Source organism: Rhodopseudomonas palustris (assembly GCF_034479375.1).
Classification (GTDB): domain Bacteria; phylum Pseudomonadota; class Alphaproteobacteria; order Rhizobiales; family Xanthobacteraceae; genus Rhodopseudomonas; species Rhodopseudomonas palustris_M.
In genome coordinates this window covers 5,195,809-5,215,614 of record NZ_CP140155.1, presented here as the reverse complement: position 1 = coordinate 5,215,614, position 19,806 = coordinate 5,195,809, and the positions used below count along the sequence as shown (strand labels likewise).

The window sequence follows — 19,806 nt, the reverse complement described above, 5'->3', positions numbered from 1 at the left end:
AGTTGCGAAGGTAACGCGTGACGGATCCAGCTTCATCGTCATCGGAAGCCCTGGCGCGCGATCGGCGGCTGGAGCAGGGCATCGATCATTACGGCGTAGGCAGTTGGGAACTCAATCTCGCCACGCGGGAATTGGTGTGGTCTGCGACGACGCGGCGCCTCTACGGTGTCGCGCAAGACGCCCCGATTGATTTCGAGACTTTCGTGTCGCTGGTCGATCCGGAAGACCGCGATCGTGTGGCGCTGGCATTGCTGCGGTCGATCGACCGCGGCGAGCATCTCGATATCATGTACCGGGTCGCCCACCGCGGCCAGCCCGGGCACTGGTTGCGCGCCCGCGGCGGCCTCGTCGAGGAGAACGGCACCGCCGGCTATCTCTGCGGCATCGTGCTCGACATCGATCAACAGAAGGTGCTCGAGCAGGAACTGCGCCTGCAGCAGAACCAGCTCCGCTCGATTCTGGACACCGTGCCGGACGCGATGATCCTGATCGACGGCCGGGGCATCATGCGGTTCTTTTCGAGCGCCGCCGAGCGGATGTTCGGGCTGTCCGAGAAAGAGGCGATCGGCCAGAACATCAGCGTTCTGATGCCCCGCCCCGACGCCTCCCGCCACGACAATTACATCTCGCGCTACAACTCCACCGGCGAACGTCACATCATCGGCATCGGCCGCATCGTCACCGGTCAGCGCAAGGATGGAACCACCTTCCCGATCCATCTGTCGATCGGCGAGATGGAATCGGGCGGCGAGCGATATTTCACCGGCTTCATCCGCGATCTCACCGAGTATCAGCAGACCCAGGCGCGCCTCCACGAACTGCAGGCCGAACTGGTCCACGTCTCGCGGCTCACCGCGATGGGCGAAATGGCGTCGGCGCTGGCGCACGAACTGAACCAGCCGCTGTCCGCGATCAGCAACTACATGAAGGGATCTCGCCGACTGCTCGCCGGCAGCCACGATCCGAACGTCTCCAAGATCGAAAACGCGATGGAACGCGCCGCCGAACAGGCGCTGCGCGCGGGACAGATCATCCGCCGGCTGCGCGATTTCGTCGCCCGCGGAGAATCCGAAAAGCGGGTCGAAAGCCTCGCCAAGCTGATCGAGGAGGCCGGCGCCCTGGGCCTGACCGGCGCGCGCGAACAGGGCGTGATGCTGCGCTTCAAGCTCGATCCGGCGAGCGACATGGCGCTGGTCGACCGGGTTCAGATCCAGCAAGTGCTGGTCAATTTGTTTCGCAACGCTCTTGAAGCGATGGCCAATTCGGAGAAAAAGGAACTGGTCGTCTCCAACGCTCGCGTTGCCGACCAGATGATTGAGATTTCCGTCGCCGACACCGGCAGCGGGTTCCACGAGGACGTGAAATCAAGTCTGTTTCAGACCTTCTTCACCACCAAAGAGACCGGAATGGGTGTCGGATTGTCGATAAGCCGCTCGATCATCGAGGCACATGGCGGCCGGATGTGGGCTGAATCAAACCCCTCGGGGGGAGCAACCTTCCGCTTCACGTTGCCGGCCGCAGCCCAAGAGGACCTCGCCGATGCCACGTAGGGGCAACGTGTATGTCATCGACGACGATCAGGCGATGCGGGACTCGCTCGACTTCCTGCTTGGATCGGCGGATTTCGACGTGAGGCTGTTCGAGTCGGCGCTCGACTTCCTCAACGAAGTGCCGAGCCTGCCGTTCGGCTGCATCGTCTCCGACGTCCGGATGCCCGGCATGAACGGCATGGACCTGCTGAAGCAACTCAAGAACGACCGCACGCGGCTGCCGGTGGTGATCATGACCGGGCATGGCGACGTTCCGCTGGCGGTCGAAGCGATGAAGCTCGGCGCGATCGATTTCATCGAGAAACCGTTCGAGGACGACCGTCTGATCGGGATGATCGAAACCTCGCTGAAGCAGGCCGGCGACGAAGCCAGAAGCGAGGCGGTGTCGCAGGATATCGTTGCGCGAATCCAGTCGCTGAGCCCGCGCGAACGGCAGGTGATGGACGGGCTGATCGCAGGCATGTCGAACAAGGTGATCGCCCGCGAGTTCGATATCAGCCCGCGGACGATCGAGGTCTATCGCGCCAACGTCATGACCAAGATGCAGGCCGGCAGCCTGTCGGAACTGGTTCGGATGGCGATGCGCGGCGGCGTGATCAGGGATTGAGGCAGATCAACCTGCCTCGCACGCCAGCAACTATTCTCCCCTGCATGAAAGAATTGCAGTCAGGTCAGGTGCGTGGGACGAGCTGATGACCACCACGCCCTCAAAATCTGTTGTCTATGTCGTTGACGACGATCAGGGCGTGCTCGGATCGCTGCGGTTCCTGCTGGAAACCGACGGCTTCGAGGTTCGCACTTTTCGCAGCGGCCCGGCGTTGCTCGACGCGCTCGACGAAGGTCGCGCCGACTGCATCGTCGTGGACTACAAGATGCCAGGCATGAACGGCATCGACCTCGCCCAAAAGTTGCGTGACCGCAAGATTTCGACCCCTGTGGTGATGATCACCGGCTATCCGGACGAGAGCATTTCCACCCGTGCCGCCGCCGTCGGCGTGCAGCATGTGGTGCTGAAGCCGCATCTGGAAGACAGCCTGGTCTTCCACATCCGCGGCGCCCTGCTGGGCAGCGACGCGACCGCCTGAGGCGCACATCGCCGTTCGCCGTGCGACCGCACATTGATTTTTATGACTTTTTCTCCCGCAAGCGCGGAGATCGATACCTTCCTCCGTAATTCTACTTAGGTAGACCCCCTTAAGATATGGGGCGAAATACCTGGCCGCCGGAATCTTCAATACAACCACGCCATCCGATCCCGATACCCCGATAGGAGATGGCAAGATGCTGAACCAGTCGCTCAGGGCCCCGACCGTCGCCAAGGCTCCGGTTGACCCTTCCTGCTCCCCGGCTGATCAGTTCTTTGCAAGCACCGGCCACGCCGGCCTGATCGCCTCCGAGTTTTCCTACAAGAAGGAAGAGGAAATCTACGGCGAGGACGAGCCGTCGGAATACGTCTACCAGGTCGTGTCGGGCGCGGTCCGCAGCTACAAGCTGCTCTCCGACGGCCGCCGTCAGATCGGCGCCTTCTATCTCCCCGGTGACGTGTTCGGGCTGGAGTCGGGACCGACCCATCGCCTCACCGCGGAAGCCATCGTCGACACCACCGTTCGCCTGTTGAAGCGCCGCAGCCTCGAACAGGCTGCCGCCACCGACGTTCACGTCGCCCGCGGCCTGTGGTCGATGACCGCTGGCGAGCTGCGCCACGCCGAAGATCACATGCTGCTGCTCGGCCGCAAGAATGCGATGGAGCGCGTCGCCAACTTCCTGCTGGAAATGGACCGCCGCCTCGCCGTCGCCGGCATGATGGCGCTGCCGATGTGCCGCCGCGATATCGGCGACTATCTCGGCCTCACCCTCGAGACCGTGTCGCGTGCGCTGTCGCAACTGCAGAGCCAGGGCATCCTCGGCTTCTCCGGCGCCCGCCAGATCGAGCTGCGCAACCGCCAGCAGCTCCGCAACCTCGACGCCTGATCGCTTCCACGCAGAAGCGATGGCAAGCCTCGCCATCGTATCCGGCCTCATGCATCTCTCCAGAATTGGCCGCCAGAAATGGCGGCCTTTTTGTTGCGACAAGGACGCGACGGCGCAGGAGCGCGCGCCCAGATTCGCGAAAGAATTTTCTCTTAAAGAGCCATCGAACTAAAGAACGAACGCGTCATAGCCGCAATATTTCCGATTCATAGATTTTTATTTCAGGAAGTGAATTGACTTGGGACGACGGCCCCGACCTGATGGACGTCCCGGCGAACCTCAGCGTCGACCCGATGCAGACCCGACGCCACGACGGTTTCGCCTTTCAAATTTGTCGAAGGATTCCGTCATGACCGAAAAGCTTCACCCTGAAACCCTCGCGCTGCACGCGGGCTGGCGCGCCGATCCATCGACCGGTTCGGTCGCAGTGCCGATCTTTCAGACGACGTCCTATCAATTCAACAACACCGAGCACGCGGCCAACCTGTTCGCGCTGAAGGAACTCGGCAACATCTACACCCGGATCGGCAACCCAACGACCGACGTGCTGGAGAAGCGCGTCGCGGCCCTGGAAGGCGGCGTCGCGGCACTCGCAGTGGCGTCGGGCCAGGCGGCTTCGGCTTTCGCGATCCAGAACCTCGCTCGCGTCGGCGACAACGTCGTCAGCTCGACCGATCTCTATGGCGGCACCTGGAATCTGTTCGCCAACACGCTGAAGGACCAGGGCATCGAGGTCCGCTTCGTCGATCCGGCCGATCCGCAAGCCTTCGAGCGCGCCACCGACGACCGCACTCGTGCCTACTACGCCGAGACGCTACCGAACCCGAAGCTCGCGGTGTTTCCGATCGCCGAAGTGGCCGCGATCGGCCGCAAGCACGGCATTCCGCTGATCGTCGACAACACCGCCGCGCCCTTGCTGGTGAAGCCGCTCGAACACGGCGCCGCGATCGTGGTCTATTCGGCGACCAAATATCTCGGCGGCCACGGCACCTCGATCGGCGGCCTGATCGTCGACGGTGGCAATTTCGACTGGGAGACATTCCCGCAGCGCCAGCCGGCCCTCAACACGCCCGACCCGAGCTATCACGGCGCGGTCTGGGTCGAGGCGGTGAAGCCGATCGGCCCGGTCGCCTACATCATCAAGGCCCGCACCACGCTGCTGCGCGACATCGGCTCGGCGTTCTCGCCGTTCAACGCCTTCCAGATCCTCCAGGGCCTCGAAACGCTGCCGCTGCGAATTGAACGCCATGTGCAGAACGCCCAGGCCATCGCCGACTATCTCGAGAAGCGGCCGGAGGTCACCAAGGTGATCCACCCGTCGAAGCAGACCGGCGTCGCGCGAGAGCGCGCCGACAAGTATCTGAAGGGCAAGTTCGGCGGCCTGGTCGGCTTCGAACTCGCCGGCGGCCTCGACGCCGGGCGCAAGTTCATCGATGCGCTGCAGTTGTTGTATCACGTCGCCAATATCGGCGACGCGCGCAGCCTCGCGATCCATCCGGCGACGACCACGCACTCGCAGCTTTCCGTCGAGGACCAACTCGCGACCGGCGTGTCGGACGGCTATGTCCGGCTGTCGGTCGGCCTCGAACACATCGACGACATCATTGTCGATCTGGAGCGCGGCCTCGCCGCGGGACGCCTCGCCAAGGCGGCGTAAGTTTGGACTAATATACGCTCCCTCTCCCCAAGCACAGCGCGCTCCCTCTCCCGCTTGCGGGAGAGGGTTGGGGTGAGGGCGATACAAACACTCACTCAGCAAGCATGGAGCGGAGTGCCCTCACCCGGATCGCTGCGCGATCCGACCTCTCCCGCAAGCGGGAGAGGTTAAGGCAGGGCGAGCCTCACCACATCAATTAGCACCGCCGGCGCTGTGCCGAACAGCACGATCAGCACCACGCACACCGCGATCAGTCCCTGGTCGAGCCGCGGCAACGGCTCGGCCTCTTCGTGCAAATGGCCGAAGAACGGCGCGGTGAAGAACCTGGCGTAGTAGAAGAAGCCGAGCGACGCGCCGGCGACGGTGATCGCCAGCAGCGTCCACAACCCGCTATCGACCAGCACGTGCAGCAGATACAGCTTGCCAATGAAGCCGCCCGCGGCCGGCAAGCCCGCCAGCGACAGCAGCGACAGCGACAGCGCGATCGCCTCCAGCGGCCGCCGCTTCATCAGCCCATGCAGATCAGGCAGCGTCGGGGCGCGGCCGAGCGCCGCCGAGACGCACAGCGCGCCCAGCATCGCCGGCGCGTAGACGCCGAGATAGAACAGCACCGCCTCAGCCGCGCGCGGCGCGCCCGAGGCCAAAATCAACGCGATATAGCCGGAATGCGCGATGGTCGAATAGCCGAGCATCCGCGGCAGTTGCGGCTGACGCAGCGCCAGCAGATTGCCGACCACCACCGAGGCGGCGCCGAGCGCGGCGAGGCCCGAACTCCACACCGGCTCCGGCAGATCCGCGGTGAGAAACAGCCGCAGCAGCACGATCGCCACCGCGGCTTTCGACACCACACCGGCCAGGGCAGCGGCGCTCGCGGGCGAGGCTTCGAACGCGTCCGGCGTCCACATGTGGAACGGCGTCAGCGAAAATTTGAACGCGAGGCCTGCGAGCAGCAGCGCGGTGCCCAGCGCGGCCAGGACTCCGTGCCCGGTCCAACCGGCGAAATCGAGCGCCCCGGTCTCGGCATAGATCAGGGCTGTGCCGAGCAGCAGCGCCGCCGAGGCGAGCCCGCTCATCACCAGAAATTTGTAGGCCGCCTCCAGCCCCTGCCGCGACAGCCGGAATGCGAACAGCGCGATCAGCGACAGGCTGACGATCTCGATGCCGAGAAACAGCGTCGCCGCATGCCCGGCCCCCGCCAGCGTCGCCGCGCCGAGCGCGACCAGCACCAGCAGCGACGGCGCTTCCTTCGCCGGGTGGCCGGTGCGCAGAAACACCAGCGCACCGAGCGAAGCGAGACAGGCATAGGCGATTCCGAACCGCGCCATGCCGTCGTCGGTGAACAACGCACCGAGCGGAGCTGCCGGTGCGCCGACGCGCAGCAGCACAAGTCCCACGGCGGCCAGCAGGCCCGCACCGGCCGCCGCCTGCGCAGCTTCGATGCGCGCCAGCGGCACCAGCATCATCGCCGCGATCGCGGCGAGTGCCAGCGCCACAAGCGGCGAGAGCGCGGCGAACTGGGCTGCGGTCATGGCTGCGGCAGCACCAGAGCGGCCTTGATCGCCGGCTCGAGCAGCGCCAGCAGGCTCTGCGGATACAGGCCGATCACCAGCGTGGCGATGCTCATCGCCAGCACCGGCGCATACTCGCGCCAGGTCAGGTCGGCGACCGGCGCGTCGAGGCGCGGCTGACCGAACACCAGCCCCTTCAACAGCCGCGTCGCGTAGATCACCGAGACCACCAGCGTCGACAGCGCCAGCAGCGCGAACACCCAATTGACCTGGAAGATGCCGACCACCACCAGCGCCTCGCCGACGAAATTCGCCGTGCCCGGCAGCGCCAGCAGCGCCGAGCAGAACAGCGCGAAGGCGGCGGCGAAGCGCGGCGCGATCTGCTGCAGGCCGCCGAGCTGGCGCAGGTCGCGGGTGTGGGTGCGCTCGTACAGCGCGCCGATCAGCAGGAACAGCGCGGAGGCGGAAAACGAATGCGCGATCATCTCGACCGCGGCGCCGGCGACCGCGTAATGCACGCCCGCGGCGATGCCCATCAGCACGATCGACATATGCGCGATCGAGGTGTAGGCGACCAGCCGCTTGGCGTCGTTCTGGCCGCAGGCGACCAACCCGCCATACAGCGCGCCGGCAGCGCCGAGCGCGATGCCGTAGGGCGCGACCGCTTCGAGCCCCTGCGGAAACAGCATCGGCGCGAACCGAAACAGGCCGTAGGCGCCGGTCTTCAGCAGCACGCCGGCGAGCAGAATCGAGCCCGCAGTCGGCGCCAGCGTGTGCGCCTCGGGCAGCCAGGCATGGAACGGCGGCACCGACAGCTTGACCAGGAAGGCGAGCGAGAAGCCGAGCAGCATCCAGACCTGCACCGGGGTGCCGAGCTTCATCTCCGCGAGTTCGAATGCGTTGAAGGTCATGTGATCGGCCATCGCCGCCAGCGCGAACGACGCCGCCAGCAGGCCGAAGCCCGCGACCGCGTTGAAGACCAGGAATTTCAGCGCCGCGCCTTCGCGATCGCCATGGCCCCACACCGCGATCAGCATGAACGCCGGCACCAGCATCGCTTCCCAGAAGAACGCGAAGATCAGCAGATCGAAGGACAGGAAGACGCCGATGGTCGCCGCCACGGTCCAGCACAAGCAGGCATGAAACAGCCCCGACTGGGTGCGGATCTCCGACCACGACGCCATCACCGAGATGATGCCGAGCCCGGCCGAGATCGCGATCAGCGCCGCCGACAATCCGTCCATCGCGAATTCGAGCGAGATGCCAAACGACGGCACCCACGGATACGAGACCTTCGCGTACCAGCGGCCTTCCGGCGCGCCGGCGACGATCGCAGTCAGCAGCACCAGCATCAGCGTGAAGGTCACGATCGTGACCCAGCGTTCGCGCTCGCCGCGTCCCGCGATGAAGAATGCGACGAAGCCGCCGATGGCCGGCAGCAGAATGAGCGCAATCAGCGCCATGACGTCCCCCAAGCATAAAGTAGAAGCGCCGCGCAGCCGAGCGCGATCCAGAGCGAGTGATCGCGGACGCGGCCGGTCTGCATCCGCCGCGCCTGCGCCCAGGCATGACCGAAGCCGCCTGCGAATCCCATCCACGCCCGATCGATCCGATCGGGACTGAACCGCGCGACGAAACTGCCGACGAACACGCGCGCGACGATGATCAAGACCCGGCCGACCGGATCTCCGGCGACGAGACGCACCACCGGCGTCTGCCCGTCGGTCGCACGCGATATGAAATCAGGCTGGGCCGCTTCTTTCCCGAATGTGCGGCCGAGCGGATCGTCCGCCATCAGTCCCGGCACGTCAACGCCTTCCCGGCGCAGCGCCGCCGCCTGCGCGACCGCTTCGGTGCCATCGGCGTTGCCGAGCACCGTGGCGAGATGCCGGAAACGCCGGACGAAGTAGTAATAATACAGGATCTCGATCCGGAAAGCGCGGACATGGCGCAGCCGGTGCGCGACGCGCTCCAGCTCGCGTGGATGCCGGACGAGTTGCCGCGCCAGCACCACGCCGAGCAGCGGAGCGGCGGCACCGAGCAGCGTCGGCAGCAGCGGGAGATGGTCCTCCGTGCCACCGGCGAAGCCGATCAGCGTGCCGACCGACAGACCGCCGATCACCGCGACCGCGGTCAGCACGACGAGCGGCACCATCACCGCGGCGCCGCCCCAGGGCGGCGCGGCGAGGTCGGCGGACTGACTGCCGGCGACGAAAACCACCCGGAAGGCGTAGGCGGCGGTCAGCATCGCGGCCGCGGCAGCCAGCAGCCACAGCGGCACACCCCACGGCCCGCTGCTCCACACCGCGGCGAGCACCGCTTCCTTGGAATACCAGCCGGCCGTGATGACCGGCAGGCCGGCGAGCGAGGCGGCGCCGATCGCAAAGCTCCAGAACGCCCAGGGCTGGCGATAGCGCGCGCCGCGCAGCGCCTCGATCGCCGTCGAACCGCCGGAGGCATGGCTCATCACGCCGGCGCTGAGGAACAGCAGCGACTTGAACGCGGCATGGATGGCGAAATGCGCCAGCGCCACCGCCGGCGCGCCGAGCCCGAGCGCCAGCACCATGAAGCCGATCTGACTCATGGTCGAGAACGCGAGCAGCTTCTTGATATCGGTCTGGATCACCGCGATCAGGGCTCCGCCCGCCGCGGTGAGGATGCCGAGCATCGCCACCATCGCGGAGATTTCGGGGGCTGCGGCGAACAGCGGCGCGAGCCGCGCCAGCAGGATCACGCCGGCCGCCACCATGGTGGCGGAATGCAGCAGCGCCGACACCGGCGTCGGGCCGGCCATCGCGCTCGGCAACCATGTGTGAAACGGAAATTGCGCCGATTTGCCGAGCGCGCCGAGCGCGATCAGGCCGGCGATCGGCGCCAGCCGCCACGGGTCCATCGCGGGCACCGCCGCCAGCATCCCGTCGAGCCGCGTGGTGCCGGCCGACAGGAACAGCATCATCAGGCCGGCGAGCAGCATGCTGTCGGCGATGCGCGTGGTGATCAGCGCCTTGCGCCCGGCCGACACCGCCTTCGGCAGTTTGGTGTAGAACGCGATCAGCATGAAGCTGCACAGGCCGATGGTTTCCCAGCCGAGAAACAGCAGGATCACATCGGCGGCGAACACCACCGCCAGCATGCCGGCGAGGAACAGGTTCATCACCGCAAAGAAACGGCGCAGATCCGGCAGCGGCTCCGAGGCCATGTAGGCGCCGGAATAGATCAGCACCAAGGCCGCGACCAAAGCGACGGTGCCGCCGGTGACCATGCTGAGCGGATCGAGCGACATCGCGATCTGGGCGACGAACACGCCGGCGTCGATCGACAGGATCGGCACCACCGCGCCGGCGACGCAGGCGCCGTCGAGGCACGACAGCGCGACCGGCGCGAACAGAATCGCCGGCAGCACCGCGGCGCCGACGCCGATCGCGATCACCACCGTACGCGACAGCGTCACCGGCAGCAGCGACAGCACCACGAAGCCGATCAGCGCCGGGACCGGGACGAAGGGAAGCAAGGACGCCATGCTCATCCCTTCATCCCGCTGATGATGTCGCTGTCATCGGTGCCGGAGGTGCGGCGGATGCGCAGGAACAGCGCGAGCCCGACCGCGACCTCCGCGGCCGCGAGCGTCAGCACCAGAATGAACATGCCTTGCCCCTGCGGATCGGCGTGATATGCGCCGGCGGCGACGAAGGCGAGCGCCGGGCCGCTCAAGGCGACTTCCAGCGCGACGAGCTGAAACAGGATGCCGCGCCGGGCCAGCACGCCGAACAGCCCGATCGCAAACAGGCCGGCGGCGAGGATCATCATCCCGATCAGATCGGAACCGGTCATGGGCGGCTCCTCGGCGTGCGGTCGCTGCGGCCGATATGGCGGACGCCGATCAGGCCAGCGAGCAGCAGCAGCGAGGCGAGTTCGATCGCCAGCGCCCACGGCCCGAACAGCAGCCGGCCGACCTGCTGGGCCGACACCGGGGCGGCGGCGCTGTTGCCGGCGATGCCGAACTCCCCGAACAGGAACGGCGCGAGGATCAGCACCGACAGCAGCAGCGGCAGCGGCCAGGCGCCGCGCAGGCTGGCCCGCTCGCGCGTGATCGATTCCGGCGAGATCGGTAGCGTCATCACCACGAACACGAACAGCACCACGATCGCGCCGGCATAGATCAGGATCAGCAGCACGGCCGCGAACGCGGCCCCGAGCGCGAAGAACGCCACCGCCAGCGCCAGCAGCATCACCACCAGATACAGCAGCGCATGCACGGCGTTCGGCCGCGTCACCGCGAGCGCCGCGGACACCAGCGCGAAAGCCCCGGCATAGATGGCGAGCAGCAGGCTCATGGCAGCAGCCCCTTCAGATCGACCGGCGGGGATTCGTTCTCGGCCTCGCCCTTGTCCTTGCCGTCGATCGCCTTGCCGGCGACCGACCAGTAGCGATAGCCGCGCACCTTGCCTTCGCCGGAAATCAGCAGATCGTGCTTCTCGTAGACCAGCGCATCGCGCCGCCATTCGCCGAGTTCGAAATCCGGCGTGAGCTGGATCGCCGAGGTCGGACACGCCTCCTCGCAGAAGCCGCAGAAGATGCAGCGCGCGAAATTGATGCGGAAATGCTCGGGATACCAGCGGCCGTCGTCGGCCACCGCCTTGGAAAGATCGATGCAGCCGACCGGGCACACCGCCGCGCACAGATTGCAGGCGACGCAGCGCTCCTGGCCATCCGGATCGCGCGTCAGCACGATGCGACCGCGACTGCGCGGAAACAGCTTCGGCGTCTCTTCCGGATAGAGCTGAGTCTCCGCCTTGACGAACAGTTTGCGGCCGACCCGCAACATCGCTTCCAGCCAGCCGATCATGACGCGCTCCTCGCGACCACGACGATGCCGGTCAGCAGCAGGTTGAGCAGCGACAGCGGCAGCGCGATCTTCCAGGCGAAGCCGAGCAACTGATCGTAGCGCGGCCGCGGCAGCGTCGCGCGCAGCCAGACGAACACGACGGCGATCACGGCGGTCTTGAGGCCGAACCAGACCGGCCCCGGCAGCCACGGCCCCTGCCAGCCGCCGAAGAACAGCGTCACCGCCAGCGCGGAGACCAGCAGCACCGCGAGATATTCGCCGAGGAAGAACAGCCCGAACGACATGCCGGTGTATTCGGTGATGAAGCCGGCGACGAGATCGTTTTCGGATTCCGGCAGATCGAACGGCAGCCGATGCGCGGCGGCGACGCCTGCGATGCAGAACAGCGCGGCGCCGAGCGGCTGCAGCACCACGAACCAGACGCCCTGCTGCGCCTCGACGATCGCATTCATCGACAGCGAGCCCGCGAGCATCACCACGCCCATCAGCGACAACCCGAGGAACACCTCATAGGCCAGCATCTGCGCCGCGGCGCGCATCCCGCCCATCAGCGAGAACCGGTTGTTCGAGGCCCAGGCGCCGAGCACGGTGGCGTAAGCGGTGAGCCCCATCATGCCGAGCAGAAACAGCACGCCGACATCGACCGGCGCCAGCGCCAGGCCGTCGCCGAAGGCGACGACGCCGAAACCGGCGAGCACCGGCGTCGCGGCGACCGCGGGCGCCAGGATGTAGGCGAGCTTGTCGGCGCCGGGCGGCGGCCGGTCTTCCTTGGTGAGAATCTTGACGGTGTCGGCGACCCATTGCAGCGAGCCGAACGGCCCGACCCGGTTCGGCCCCAGCCGCTCCTGCACGAAGCCGAGCAGCCGCCGCTCCACCCAGGTGAAAGTGCCGGCGACCACCAGCAGCACCATGATCATGACGACCGAGATCGTCGCGGTGATGATGAGGCCGATCATCGCACAGCCTCCACCCGCACCCGGCGCAGCGGCCCGCGCGGCGCGTCGACGCCGGCGCTGACCGCCACGATGCCACGCGGCAGCGAGGCGTCCAAGGAAACCGTCGCAGCGCAGGCCCGGCCGTCGATCAGCACCGCGGCGCCATGCGTGAGGCCATGCAGCGCGGCGTCGTCGGGATGCAGCAGGAGCCGCGGCGCCGGCGCGCGCGCGGCGAGCAACGCGCTGGCGCGGCTGAGTTCGAAGCCGGAAAATGCATCGTGGAGCGGCAGCAGCAGCAGCCCCTCGCCTACGATCGGCGCGCGCGGCGGCGCATCGATCAGCGCAGCCGCATTCGGCTTCAGCAGCATCGCGCCGGGATCGCCGCCGCGCAGCGGGCCGCCGATCTCTTCCATGAACCGCGTGACGTTGTTGGCGGAGTGTAGGCCGGCAGTCTTGTAGCTGGTGATCAGCGGCGGCGGCACGGCGGTGCCGCGCGCGCCCTTGATGCCGAAGGTCATCGGCCCGTCGGGATCGACCGGGATCACCGCGTCGGCGAATTGCCCGGCGCGGTCGTCGGCGGTGCGGGCGGAATACGGCCGCGGCGCGCGCGTGACCTGGCCGTCGGCCATCATGAAATCGGCGTTGGGCGCGGCATCGGCGACGCCGACCAGATCCGGCCACTCGACGATCAGATCGCCGATCAGCGCGTCGAGGCTGTGCCAATCGCCGGCGCCGAACGCATCGAGCCTGCGCCACGCCGACGGTGCGGCGTCCTGCGGCGGCACCGCTGCGAAGAAGCGTTGCGCGCGGCCCTCGTAATTGACGAAAGTGCCGGCGCAGCCGGTGAACGGCGCGACTGGCAGCGCGACCGACGCGCGCGCGGTGGTTTCTGAGGTCATCGAATCCAGCGCCACCACCGACTTCGCCGCAGCGAACAGCCGCTCGACGCTGCCGCGCGGCGCGCGTTCGAACAGATCGTTCTCGAGCACGATCGCGGTTTTCGCCGCACCGCGTTCCAGCAGCGCCGCCGCGCTGTCGAGGCCGTCGCCGCCGAGCAGCGCCAGGCCGACGCTGTTGGCCTCGGGCGGCAGCAGCACGATCCGGGCCTTGGAGCCGAGCGTGGAGGCGATCGCCGCGGCGGTCTCGATGATGTCAGCGACGCCGAGCGAGCAGCCCGCAATGATCAGCGGACGCTGCGCAACCGCGAGGATCTCGGCGACGCGCCGGGCTTCGGTATCGCTGCCCGTCTCGCCGCTGAGCGCTGCTGCCACTCCGGCGCCGAACGCCGCGATCGCCGGCGGATCGCGGCGTAGAGAAAGAGCTGCGATGTCGTCGAGCGGATCGGCGAGCGGCGTCGCCAGCACGATCGGCGAGCGGCGGCCTTCGCCGGCAGTCCGCACCGCCGGATCGAGCCAGCGCGGCACGCCCTTCTGTTCAGCAAGGTCGCGCTCGGCGCCGCGCGCGGTCTGCCGCAGCGCCAGCGCCAGCCGCGGCGACGAGTTGGTGAGATCCTCGCCGAGCACCAGCACGGCGTCCGCCTGCTCGACATCGGCCAGCGAGGCGACCTTCGCCGGGCCGGCGCGCAGGATCGCGACGATGCGACGGACCATCGCCGCTTCGGCATCGGAGACGCCGGCGAAGAACCGCTCCGGCCCCACCAGCCGCTGCAGCGCGTAGTTCGCCTCCAGCGACGCCCGCGGCGAGCCGATGCCGATGGCGCCTTCGGCGACGACGGCATGAGCGGCTGCGCAGGCGTCGTGCTCGCTGGCCGCCTCGCCATGGAGCAGCGGCGTCATCAGCCTCGCTTCCGAGACGACGTGCAGCGGGCCGTAGCGGCCACGATCGCAGATGAAATAGCCGTTCAGCGCGCCGTGATAGCGGTTCTGCACCCGCTTGACCCGGCCGTCGCGCTGATCGACCAGGATGTTGCAGCCGATCGAGCAATGCGGGCAGACCGAGGGCGTCGCCCGCATGTCCCATTTGCGCGCATAATCCTGCGACCAGCCCTTGTCGTTGAACACGCCGGTCGGACACACTTCGGCGAGATTGCCGGCGAACGGGCTCTCCAGCGGCCCGTCTTCGGCACGGCCGAAATACACGTCGTCATGCGCGCCGAACGCGTCGAGATCGCGGCCGCCGGCGTAGTCGCGATAGAACCGCGTGCAGCGATAGCAGGCGATGCAGCGGTTCATCTCGTGCGTCAGCAGCGGGCCGAGATCCTGATTGCGATGGGTGCGCTTGTCGAAGCGATAGCGGCGGATGGCGTGGCCGGTCGCGATCGTCATGTCCTGCAGATGGCAGGAGCCGGCCTCCTCGCACACCGGGCAATCGTGCGGATGATTGACCATCAGCCATTCGATCACCTGGGCGCGGAACGCCGTGGCCTCCGGATCGCTGACCGAGACGCGCTCGACGTCGGCCACCGGCGTCATGCACGACATCACGATCCGGCCTTCGGTATCGTCCGGGCCGGCATACACCTTGACGGCGCATTGCCGGCAGGCGCCGACCGAGCCGAGCGCGCCGTGCCAGCAGAAATACGGCACGTCGATGCCGTGGGTCAGGCACGCCGACAGCAGATCCTCGCCGTCGCGGGCCTCGATGATGCGGCCGTCGATCTCGATCTTCTTGGTCATGCGCGGCCCACCGGACAGGAGCCCTGCAGATGGGCAGCAAAGATATCGCCGAAGCGTTCGAGGCCGCTGCGCAGCGGCGTCAACGCGCCGGTGTTGAGGTCGCAATAGGAGCGGCCGGACGGGCCCGATAGCTGGACATGCGTATGCAGCAGATCGATGTCGGCGCGCGTGCCGTGGCCGGCCTCGATCGTGTCGAGCAGCTTCGCCACCCACGGCAGGCCGTCGCGACACGGCGTGCACAGCCCGCAGCTTTCGCGGGCATAGAACCGCATATGGCGCCCGATCGCCGCGACCGGACAGGCATGATCGTCGAGCACGATCACCGCGCCGGTGCCGAGCGAACTGCCGGCTTTCTTGGTGTGGGCGAAGTCGAGCGGAACGTCGAGATCGGCCGCCTCCAGAAACGCCGTCGCGCCGCCGCCGGGCTGAAATGCGAACAGCGCGCGCCCCTCGCGAATGCCGCCGCACAGTTCGAACAGCTCGCGCGCGGTGGTGCCCATCGGCGCCTCGATCAATTGCGGGCGTGCGACGCAACCGGACACGCCGTACAGCTTGGTGCCGCCTTCGTTAGTGTGCGACAAACCCTGATACCACTCGGCGCCGTGCTCGACGATCGACGGCACCGCCGACAGCGTCTCGACATTGTTGACGGTGGTGGGCCGGCCCCACAGCCCGCTGACCGCCGGATAAGGCGGGCGATGCCGCGGGATCGGGCGCTCGCCCTCGAGGGCTGCGATCAGCGCGGTCTCCTCGCCGACGATATAGCGGCCGGCCGAGGCGTGCACCCGCATCGTCAGATCGAAGCCCGAGCCGAGAATGTCGCGGCCGAGCAGACCAAGTTGTTCGGCCTCGACGATGGCGCGGGACAATGCGGCGGCGGCGGCGCGATATTCGTCGCGCACCAGAATGATCACCTCGGTCGCGCCCATCGCATAGGCGGCGATCGTGGCGCCCTCGATCAGCTGATGCGGCAGCGCCTCCATCAGCAGGCGGTCCTTGAACGAACCCGGCTCGGTCTCGTCGCCATTGACGCAGAGATAGCGGGGGCCCGGCCCAGCCCTCTCCGCACCGGCACGCATGAAGCGCCATTTGTTTGCGGTCGGAAATCCCGCGCCACCGCGGCCGCGCAGACCCGCGGCTTCGATCAGCGCGATGATCGCCTCGGGGCTGTGGCGTTTCAAGGCCAGCGCCAATCCAGCGCCGCCGCCGAGCCCGCGCCATGCGGCGAGGCTGTGCGGCTGGCGATCGGCACGGGCGCGACCGGTGAGCGGCTTGTCGCTCATGGCGTGCCTCCAACCGCCTTGCCGTCGATCAGGGCGTCGAGATCGTCGGGCGTCAGCGGGCCAACGAGCTTGCGCTCCGGCCCGACCAGCGCCACCGGCGCGCGATCGCAGCCGCCGACGCAGCAGATGTTGATCAGGGTGAATTTCCCATCGGCGGTGGTTTCGCCGAAGCCGATGCCGAGCTTGCTCATCACCGCGTCGCGCACGGCGTCGCCGCCGCACAGATAGCAGCTCAGCCCGTCGCACAGCAGGATCACGGTATCGCCGACCGGGCTGCGAAAGATCTGGCTGTAGAAGGTCGCGAGGCTGTCGATCTCGGCCGTCGTGACGCCGAGCGCCTCTGCTGCTTCCTTCAGATGCGCGTCCGAGACCCAGCCTTCGGCCTCCTGCACCAGTTTCAATGCTTCGAGCATCGCGGCCTTCGGCCCGCCGTGATTGGCGGCGGCCTGCGCGATCGCGGTCCTGATGGCAGGGCTGAGGCTCATCGGTCGACGTCCGACATCACGTAGTCGATGCTGCCGAGATAGGCGACGAGATCGGCCACCATCATGCCCGGCGCCACCGCCGAGATCATCTGCAGATGCGGGAACGACGGCGTGCGAATGCGGGTCCGATAGCTCGACGGCTCGCCGTCGGAGATCAGCGCGAATTGAGTCAACCCGCGCACGGTCTCGACCTGGCCGGTGGTTTCGCCGGCGGGCAGCACCGGCCCCCAGCTCGCGCCGACGAAGTGATGGATCATGGTTTCGATGTCGTGCAGCATGCGCTCGCGCGGCGGCGGCGTGGTCAGCGGATGATCGGCCTTGATCGGGCCGGACGGCATGTTGTCGACGCACTGCCGGATGATCTTCAGCGATTGGCGAATTTCCTCGACCCGCACCACGGTGCGGTCGTAGCAGTCGCCGTTGTGCCCGACCGGAATCTCGAAATCGAAATTCTCGAATCCCGAATACGGCCGCGCCTTGCGCACGTCCCAGGCGTAGCCTGTCGCACGCAGGCCCGGGCCGGTGACGCCCCAGTCGAGCGCCATCGCGGTGTCGTAGGCGGCGACCCCCTTGGTCCGCGCCTGGAAGATCTCGTTGCGCAGCACCATGCCCTCGTAGTCGGCCAGCCGCGCCGGCATCCAGTCGAGGAATTCGCGCACCAGCCTGTCCCAGCCCTGCGGCAAGTCCATCGACAGCCCGCCGATGCGGAAGTAACCGGGATGCATCCGCGCGCCGGTGATCGCCTCGATCACGCGGTAGCCGCGCTCGCGATCGACGAACATGTAGAACACCGGTGACATCGCGCCGGTGTCCTGCGCCATGGTGCCGTAGAACAAGAGGTGATTCATGATGCGGAACATTTCCGACAGCATCACCCGCACCGTCAGCGCGCGATCCGGCACGGTGATGCCGCAGGCTTTTTCCACCGCCTGCAGGTACGGCATCTCGCCCATCACGCCGCCCAGATAATCGACGCGGTCGGTGTAGGGCAGGAAGTTGTGCCAGGTCTGGCGTTCGGCCATTTTCTCGGCACCGCGGTGATGGAAGCCGATATCCGGCCGCGCCGCGACGATCTCCTCGCCGTCGAGCGCCAGCACGATGCGGAACACGCCGTGGGTCGCCATCGAGTGCGGCCCGTAGTTCAGGATCATCAGCTCGACGCCGTCGCGATGCGTCGGCAGGCCGAATTTCTCCGGATCGGCGGCGAGCGCGTGCTCCTTGGCGTCGAACAGCGCCGCGGTCATGTTGAACAGCGGCCGCTCGGTCGCGCGACCCGGCTGGGTCTTGCGCATCGGATGGCCTTCCCATCCGGGCGGCAGCAGGATGCGGAGCGAGTGCGGTTGCAGCTCGAATTCGACCCCGAACATGTCGTAGGCTTCGCGCTCGTACCACGCCGCGTTGGGGTACACGCTCGCGATCGATTTCGCACACGGATACTCGGCGTCGAGCGCAATCTTCAGCCGGATATCGGCGTTGCGCTCGTGCGACATCAGATGGCTGGCGATGGTGATGCCGGACGGCGGCTGCCCCTCGCGATGCTTGCGCGCGGTCTCGTCGATCGCCCATAGATCGACCAGCATCCTGAACGGGCGTTCGACCTCATGCTTGAGGAATCGATGCACGTCGATCGTGGAGTCCGGACGGATCCACACCGTCGGAAACCGCTCGCGCGTGGTCTGCTCCCCCAGCACCGCGTCTCCAAACCGCGCGCTGAGTTCGCTGACGAGGTCGGTTGCGCTCACAATCTCTCCGGCGGATCGAGAAGGGTCTGCGCCATGCGCGCGTCGTGGCGCTCGTCGCGCCGGCGCGGCGCGTCGAAGCCGAGGCCCGCGCTGTTGCCGACGGTGACGCCGAGAGGCCGGCGTTCGCTGCCGATCTGCTGCTGCAGCATGATCAGCGCGTCGAGCATCGCTTCCGGGCGCGGCGGGCAGCCGGGAATATATACGTCGACCGGAATAAAACGGTCGACGCCCTGCACCACCGAATAGATGTCGTACATGCCGCCCGAACAGGCGCAGGCGCCCATTGCAATCACCCAGCGCGGCGCCCGCATCTGCTCGTAGAGCCGCAGCAGCGGCGCGGCCATCTTGTGAAACACCGTGCCGGACACGACCAGCAGATCGGCCTGCCGCGGCGAAGCGCGGATCACTTCGGCGCCGAACCGCGCCTGATCATAAACCGGCGTCAACGCCGTGACCTGCTCGACGTAGCAGCACGACAGCCCGAAATTGAACGGCCACAGGCTGTGCTTGCGCGACCAGGCGGTCAGGTCCTCCAGCGTGGTGAACAGGCTCGACAGTGCCATGTGCTGTTCGACGGAGACCGGCTCGGCCGGCTGAAGCGCATTGGGCGGCAGGATCGTCATCGCTTGCGCTCCTTGTGCCAGTCGAGCGCGCCGTCGGCCCACAGATAGACCAGCGCCAGCAGCAGCACCCCGATGAAAACGGCCGCCTCGATCAACCCGAACCAGCCGGTGTCGCGCGCCGCCACCGCCCAGGCGAACAGGATCGCGGCCTCCATGTCGAAGATCACGAACAATGCGGCGATCAGGAAATACGGCGCGTTGACCGGCCCCTGCTGTGGCGCGGCCGGCAGCACGCCGCCCTCATAGGGGACGTCGGCGCGCGCGCCGGCGCGCTTCTCGCGCAGCCAGGCGGCAACGACGATGATCGCCGCGACGATGCCGGCGGACAGCGCGACATGGATGGCGAGTGCAGCATCCGGATTGATCGGGAAGATCGAATCACTCACCGACGAGGCTCCTGGCGAACGGCAAACAGCAACACGCACGATTCGAACCCGTCTGGAATCCGGATCGCCGGTGCATCATGGTGACCATGTCATCCGGGCCGTCAAGGACCGTTGACGCCGATCAAGGTCCACACCGCTGCAGAACCCGAATCCCGGTATGATATCCGCGACTTGGAACCGGGCG

Annotated in this window: 18 protein-coding genes; 5 read left to right on the top strand and 13 right to left on the bottom strand. The window is 67.2% G+C overall.

The features are described from left to right. Positions 1 to 17 precede the first annotated feature (17 nt). The 5 genes from fixL to SR870_RS23700 all read left to right on the top strand — a co-directional run bounded on the left by fixL (position 18) and on the right by SR870_RS23700 (position 5,178). Positions 18 to 1,550, top strand: coding sequence for a sensor protein FixL (gene fixL, locus SR870_RS23720; RefSeq protein WP_416221111.1), 1,533 nt, complete (start codon positions 18 to 20; stop codon positions 1,548 to 1,550). Continuing rightward, a complete protein-coding gene (fixJ, locus tag SR870_RS23715) occupies positions 1,540 to 2,157 on the top strand; it encodes a response regulator FixJ (protein WP_322515940.1) in 618 nt (205 codons plus the stop codon). The genes fixL and fixJ overlap by 11 nt, the downstream gene beginning before the upstream one ends. Positions 2,158 to 2,242: 85 nt before the next feature. Then, entirely contained in the window at positions 2,243 to 2,635 is a 393-nt protein-coding gene (locus SR870_RS23710) for a response regulator transcription factor (RefSeq protein WP_322515939.1), read from the top strand. Between the two features lie 196 nt (positions 2,636 to 2,831). After that, entirely contained in the window at positions 2,832 to 3,521 is a 690-nt protein-coding gene (locus tag SR870_RS23705) for a helix-turn-helix domain-containing protein (RefSeq protein ID WP_322515938.1), read from the top strand. Positions 3,522 to 3,870: 349 nt separating this feature from the next. After that, positions 3,871 to 5,178, top strand: coding sequence for an O-acetylhomoserine aminocarboxypropyltransferase/cysteine synthase family protein (locus tag SR870_RS23700; RefSeq protein WP_322515937.1), 1,308 nt, complete (start codon positions 3,871 to 3,873; stop codon positions 5,176 to 5,178). A 167-nt stretch (positions 5,179 to 5,345) separates the two neighbouring features. On the opposite strand, the gene SR870_RS23695 is transcribed toward SR870_RS23700, so the two are convergent. The 13 genes from SR870_RS23695 to SR870_RS23635 are packed head-to-tail and all read right to left on the bottom strand — an operon-like array spanning position 5,346 to position 19,622. Beyond that, positions 5,346 to 6,707 carry an NADH-quinone oxidoreductase subunit N gene (locus SR870_RS23695; protein ID WP_322515936.1) on the bottom strand — a complete coding sequence of 454 codons (1,362 nt, stop codon included), beginning with the start codon at positions 6,705 to 6,707 and terminating at the stop codon, positions 5,346 to 5,348. Continuing rightward, entirely contained in the window at positions 6,704 to 8,149 is a 1,446-nt protein-coding gene (locus tag SR870_RS23690) for an NADH-quinone oxidoreductase subunit M (RefSeq protein ID WP_322515935.1), read from the bottom strand. The genes SR870_RS23695 and SR870_RS23690 overlap by 4 nt, the downstream gene beginning before the upstream one ends. Further along, positions 8,140 to 10,206 carry an NADH-quinone oxidoreductase subunit L gene (locus tag SR870_RS23685; protein WP_322518357.1) on the bottom strand — a complete coding sequence of 689 codons (2,067 nt, stop codon included), beginning with the start codon at positions 10,204 to 10,206 and terminating at the stop codon, positions 8,140 to 8,142. The genes SR870_RS23690 and SR870_RS23685 overlap by 10 nt, the downstream gene beginning before the upstream one ends. A gap of 2 nt (positions 10,207 to 10,208) precedes the next feature. Continuing rightward, positions 10,209 to 10,517, bottom strand: a complete 309-nt coding sequence (nuoK, locus tag SR870_RS23680) for an NADH-quinone oxidoreductase subunit NuoK (protein WP_322515934.1) — start codon at positions 10,515 to 10,517, stop codon at positions 10,209 to 10,211. Beyond that, a complete protein-coding gene (locus SR870_RS23675) occupies positions 10,514 to 11,020 on the bottom strand; it encodes an NADH-quinone oxidoreductase subunit J (RefSeq protein ID WP_322515933.1) in 507 nt (168 codons plus the stop codon). Before SR870_RS23675 ends, nuoK begins: the two co-directional genes overlap by 4 nt. Beyond that, a complete protein-coding gene (nuoI, locus tag SR870_RS23670) occupies positions 11,017 to 11,532 on the bottom strand; it encodes an NADH-quinone oxidoreductase subunit NuoI (protein WP_322515932.1) in 516 nt (171 codons plus the stop codon). Before nuoI ends, SR870_RS23675 begins: the two co-directional genes overlap by 4 nt. Next, a complete protein-coding gene (gene nuoH, locus SR870_RS23665) occupies positions 11,529 to 12,488 on the bottom strand; it encodes an NADH-quinone oxidoreductase subunit NuoH (RefSeq protein ID WP_322515931.1) in 960 nt (319 codons plus the stop codon). Before nuoH ends, nuoI begins: the two co-directional genes overlap by 4 nt. Then, positions 12,485 to 15,103 (bottom strand): NADH-quinone oxidoreductase subunit NuoG, encoded by a 2,619-nt coding sequence (gene nuoG, locus SR870_RS23660; protein ID WP_322515930.1) that lies wholly within the window; start codon positions 15,101 to 15,103, stop codon positions 12,485 to 12,487. Before nuoG ends, nuoH begins: the two co-directional genes overlap by 4 nt. After that, positions 15,100 to 16,386 carry a complex I 51 kDa subunit family protein gene (locus SR870_RS23655; protein WP_322515929.1) on the bottom strand — a complete coding sequence of 429 codons (1,287 nt, stop codon included), beginning with the start codon at positions 16,384 to 16,386 and terminating at the stop codon, positions 15,100 to 15,102. The genes nuoG and SR870_RS23655 overlap by 4 nt, the downstream gene beginning before the upstream one ends. Next, entirely contained in the window at positions 16,383 to 16,871 is a 489-nt protein-coding gene (gene nuoE, locus SR870_RS23650; protein WP_322515928.1) for an NADH-quinone oxidoreductase subunit NuoE, read from the bottom strand. Before nuoE ends, SR870_RS23655 begins: the two co-directional genes overlap by 4 nt. Further along, positions 16,868 to 18,613 (bottom strand): NADH-quinone oxidoreductase subunit C/D, encoded by a 1,746-nt coding sequence (gene nuoC / locus SR870_RS23645; protein WP_322515927.1) that lies wholly within the window; start codon positions 18,611 to 18,613, stop codon positions 16,868 to 16,870. The genes nuoE and nuoC overlap by 4 nt, the downstream gene beginning before the upstream one ends. Continuing rightward, positions 18,610 to 19,236, bottom strand: coding sequence for an NADH-quinone oxidoreductase subunit B family protein (locus tag SR870_RS23640; RefSeq protein ID WP_322515926.1), 627 nt, complete (start codon positions 19,234 to 19,236; stop codon positions 18,610 to 18,612). The genes nuoC and SR870_RS23640 overlap by 4 nt, the downstream gene beginning before the upstream one ends. Further along, a complete protein-coding gene (locus SR870_RS23635) occupies positions 19,233 to 19,622 on the bottom strand; it encodes an NADH-quinone oxidoreductase subunit A (protein ID WP_322515925.1) in 390 nt (129 codons plus the stop codon). Before SR870_RS23635 ends, SR870_RS23640 begins: the two co-directional genes overlap by 4 nt. Between the last annotated feature and the right edge of the window lie 184 nt (positions 19,623 to 19,806).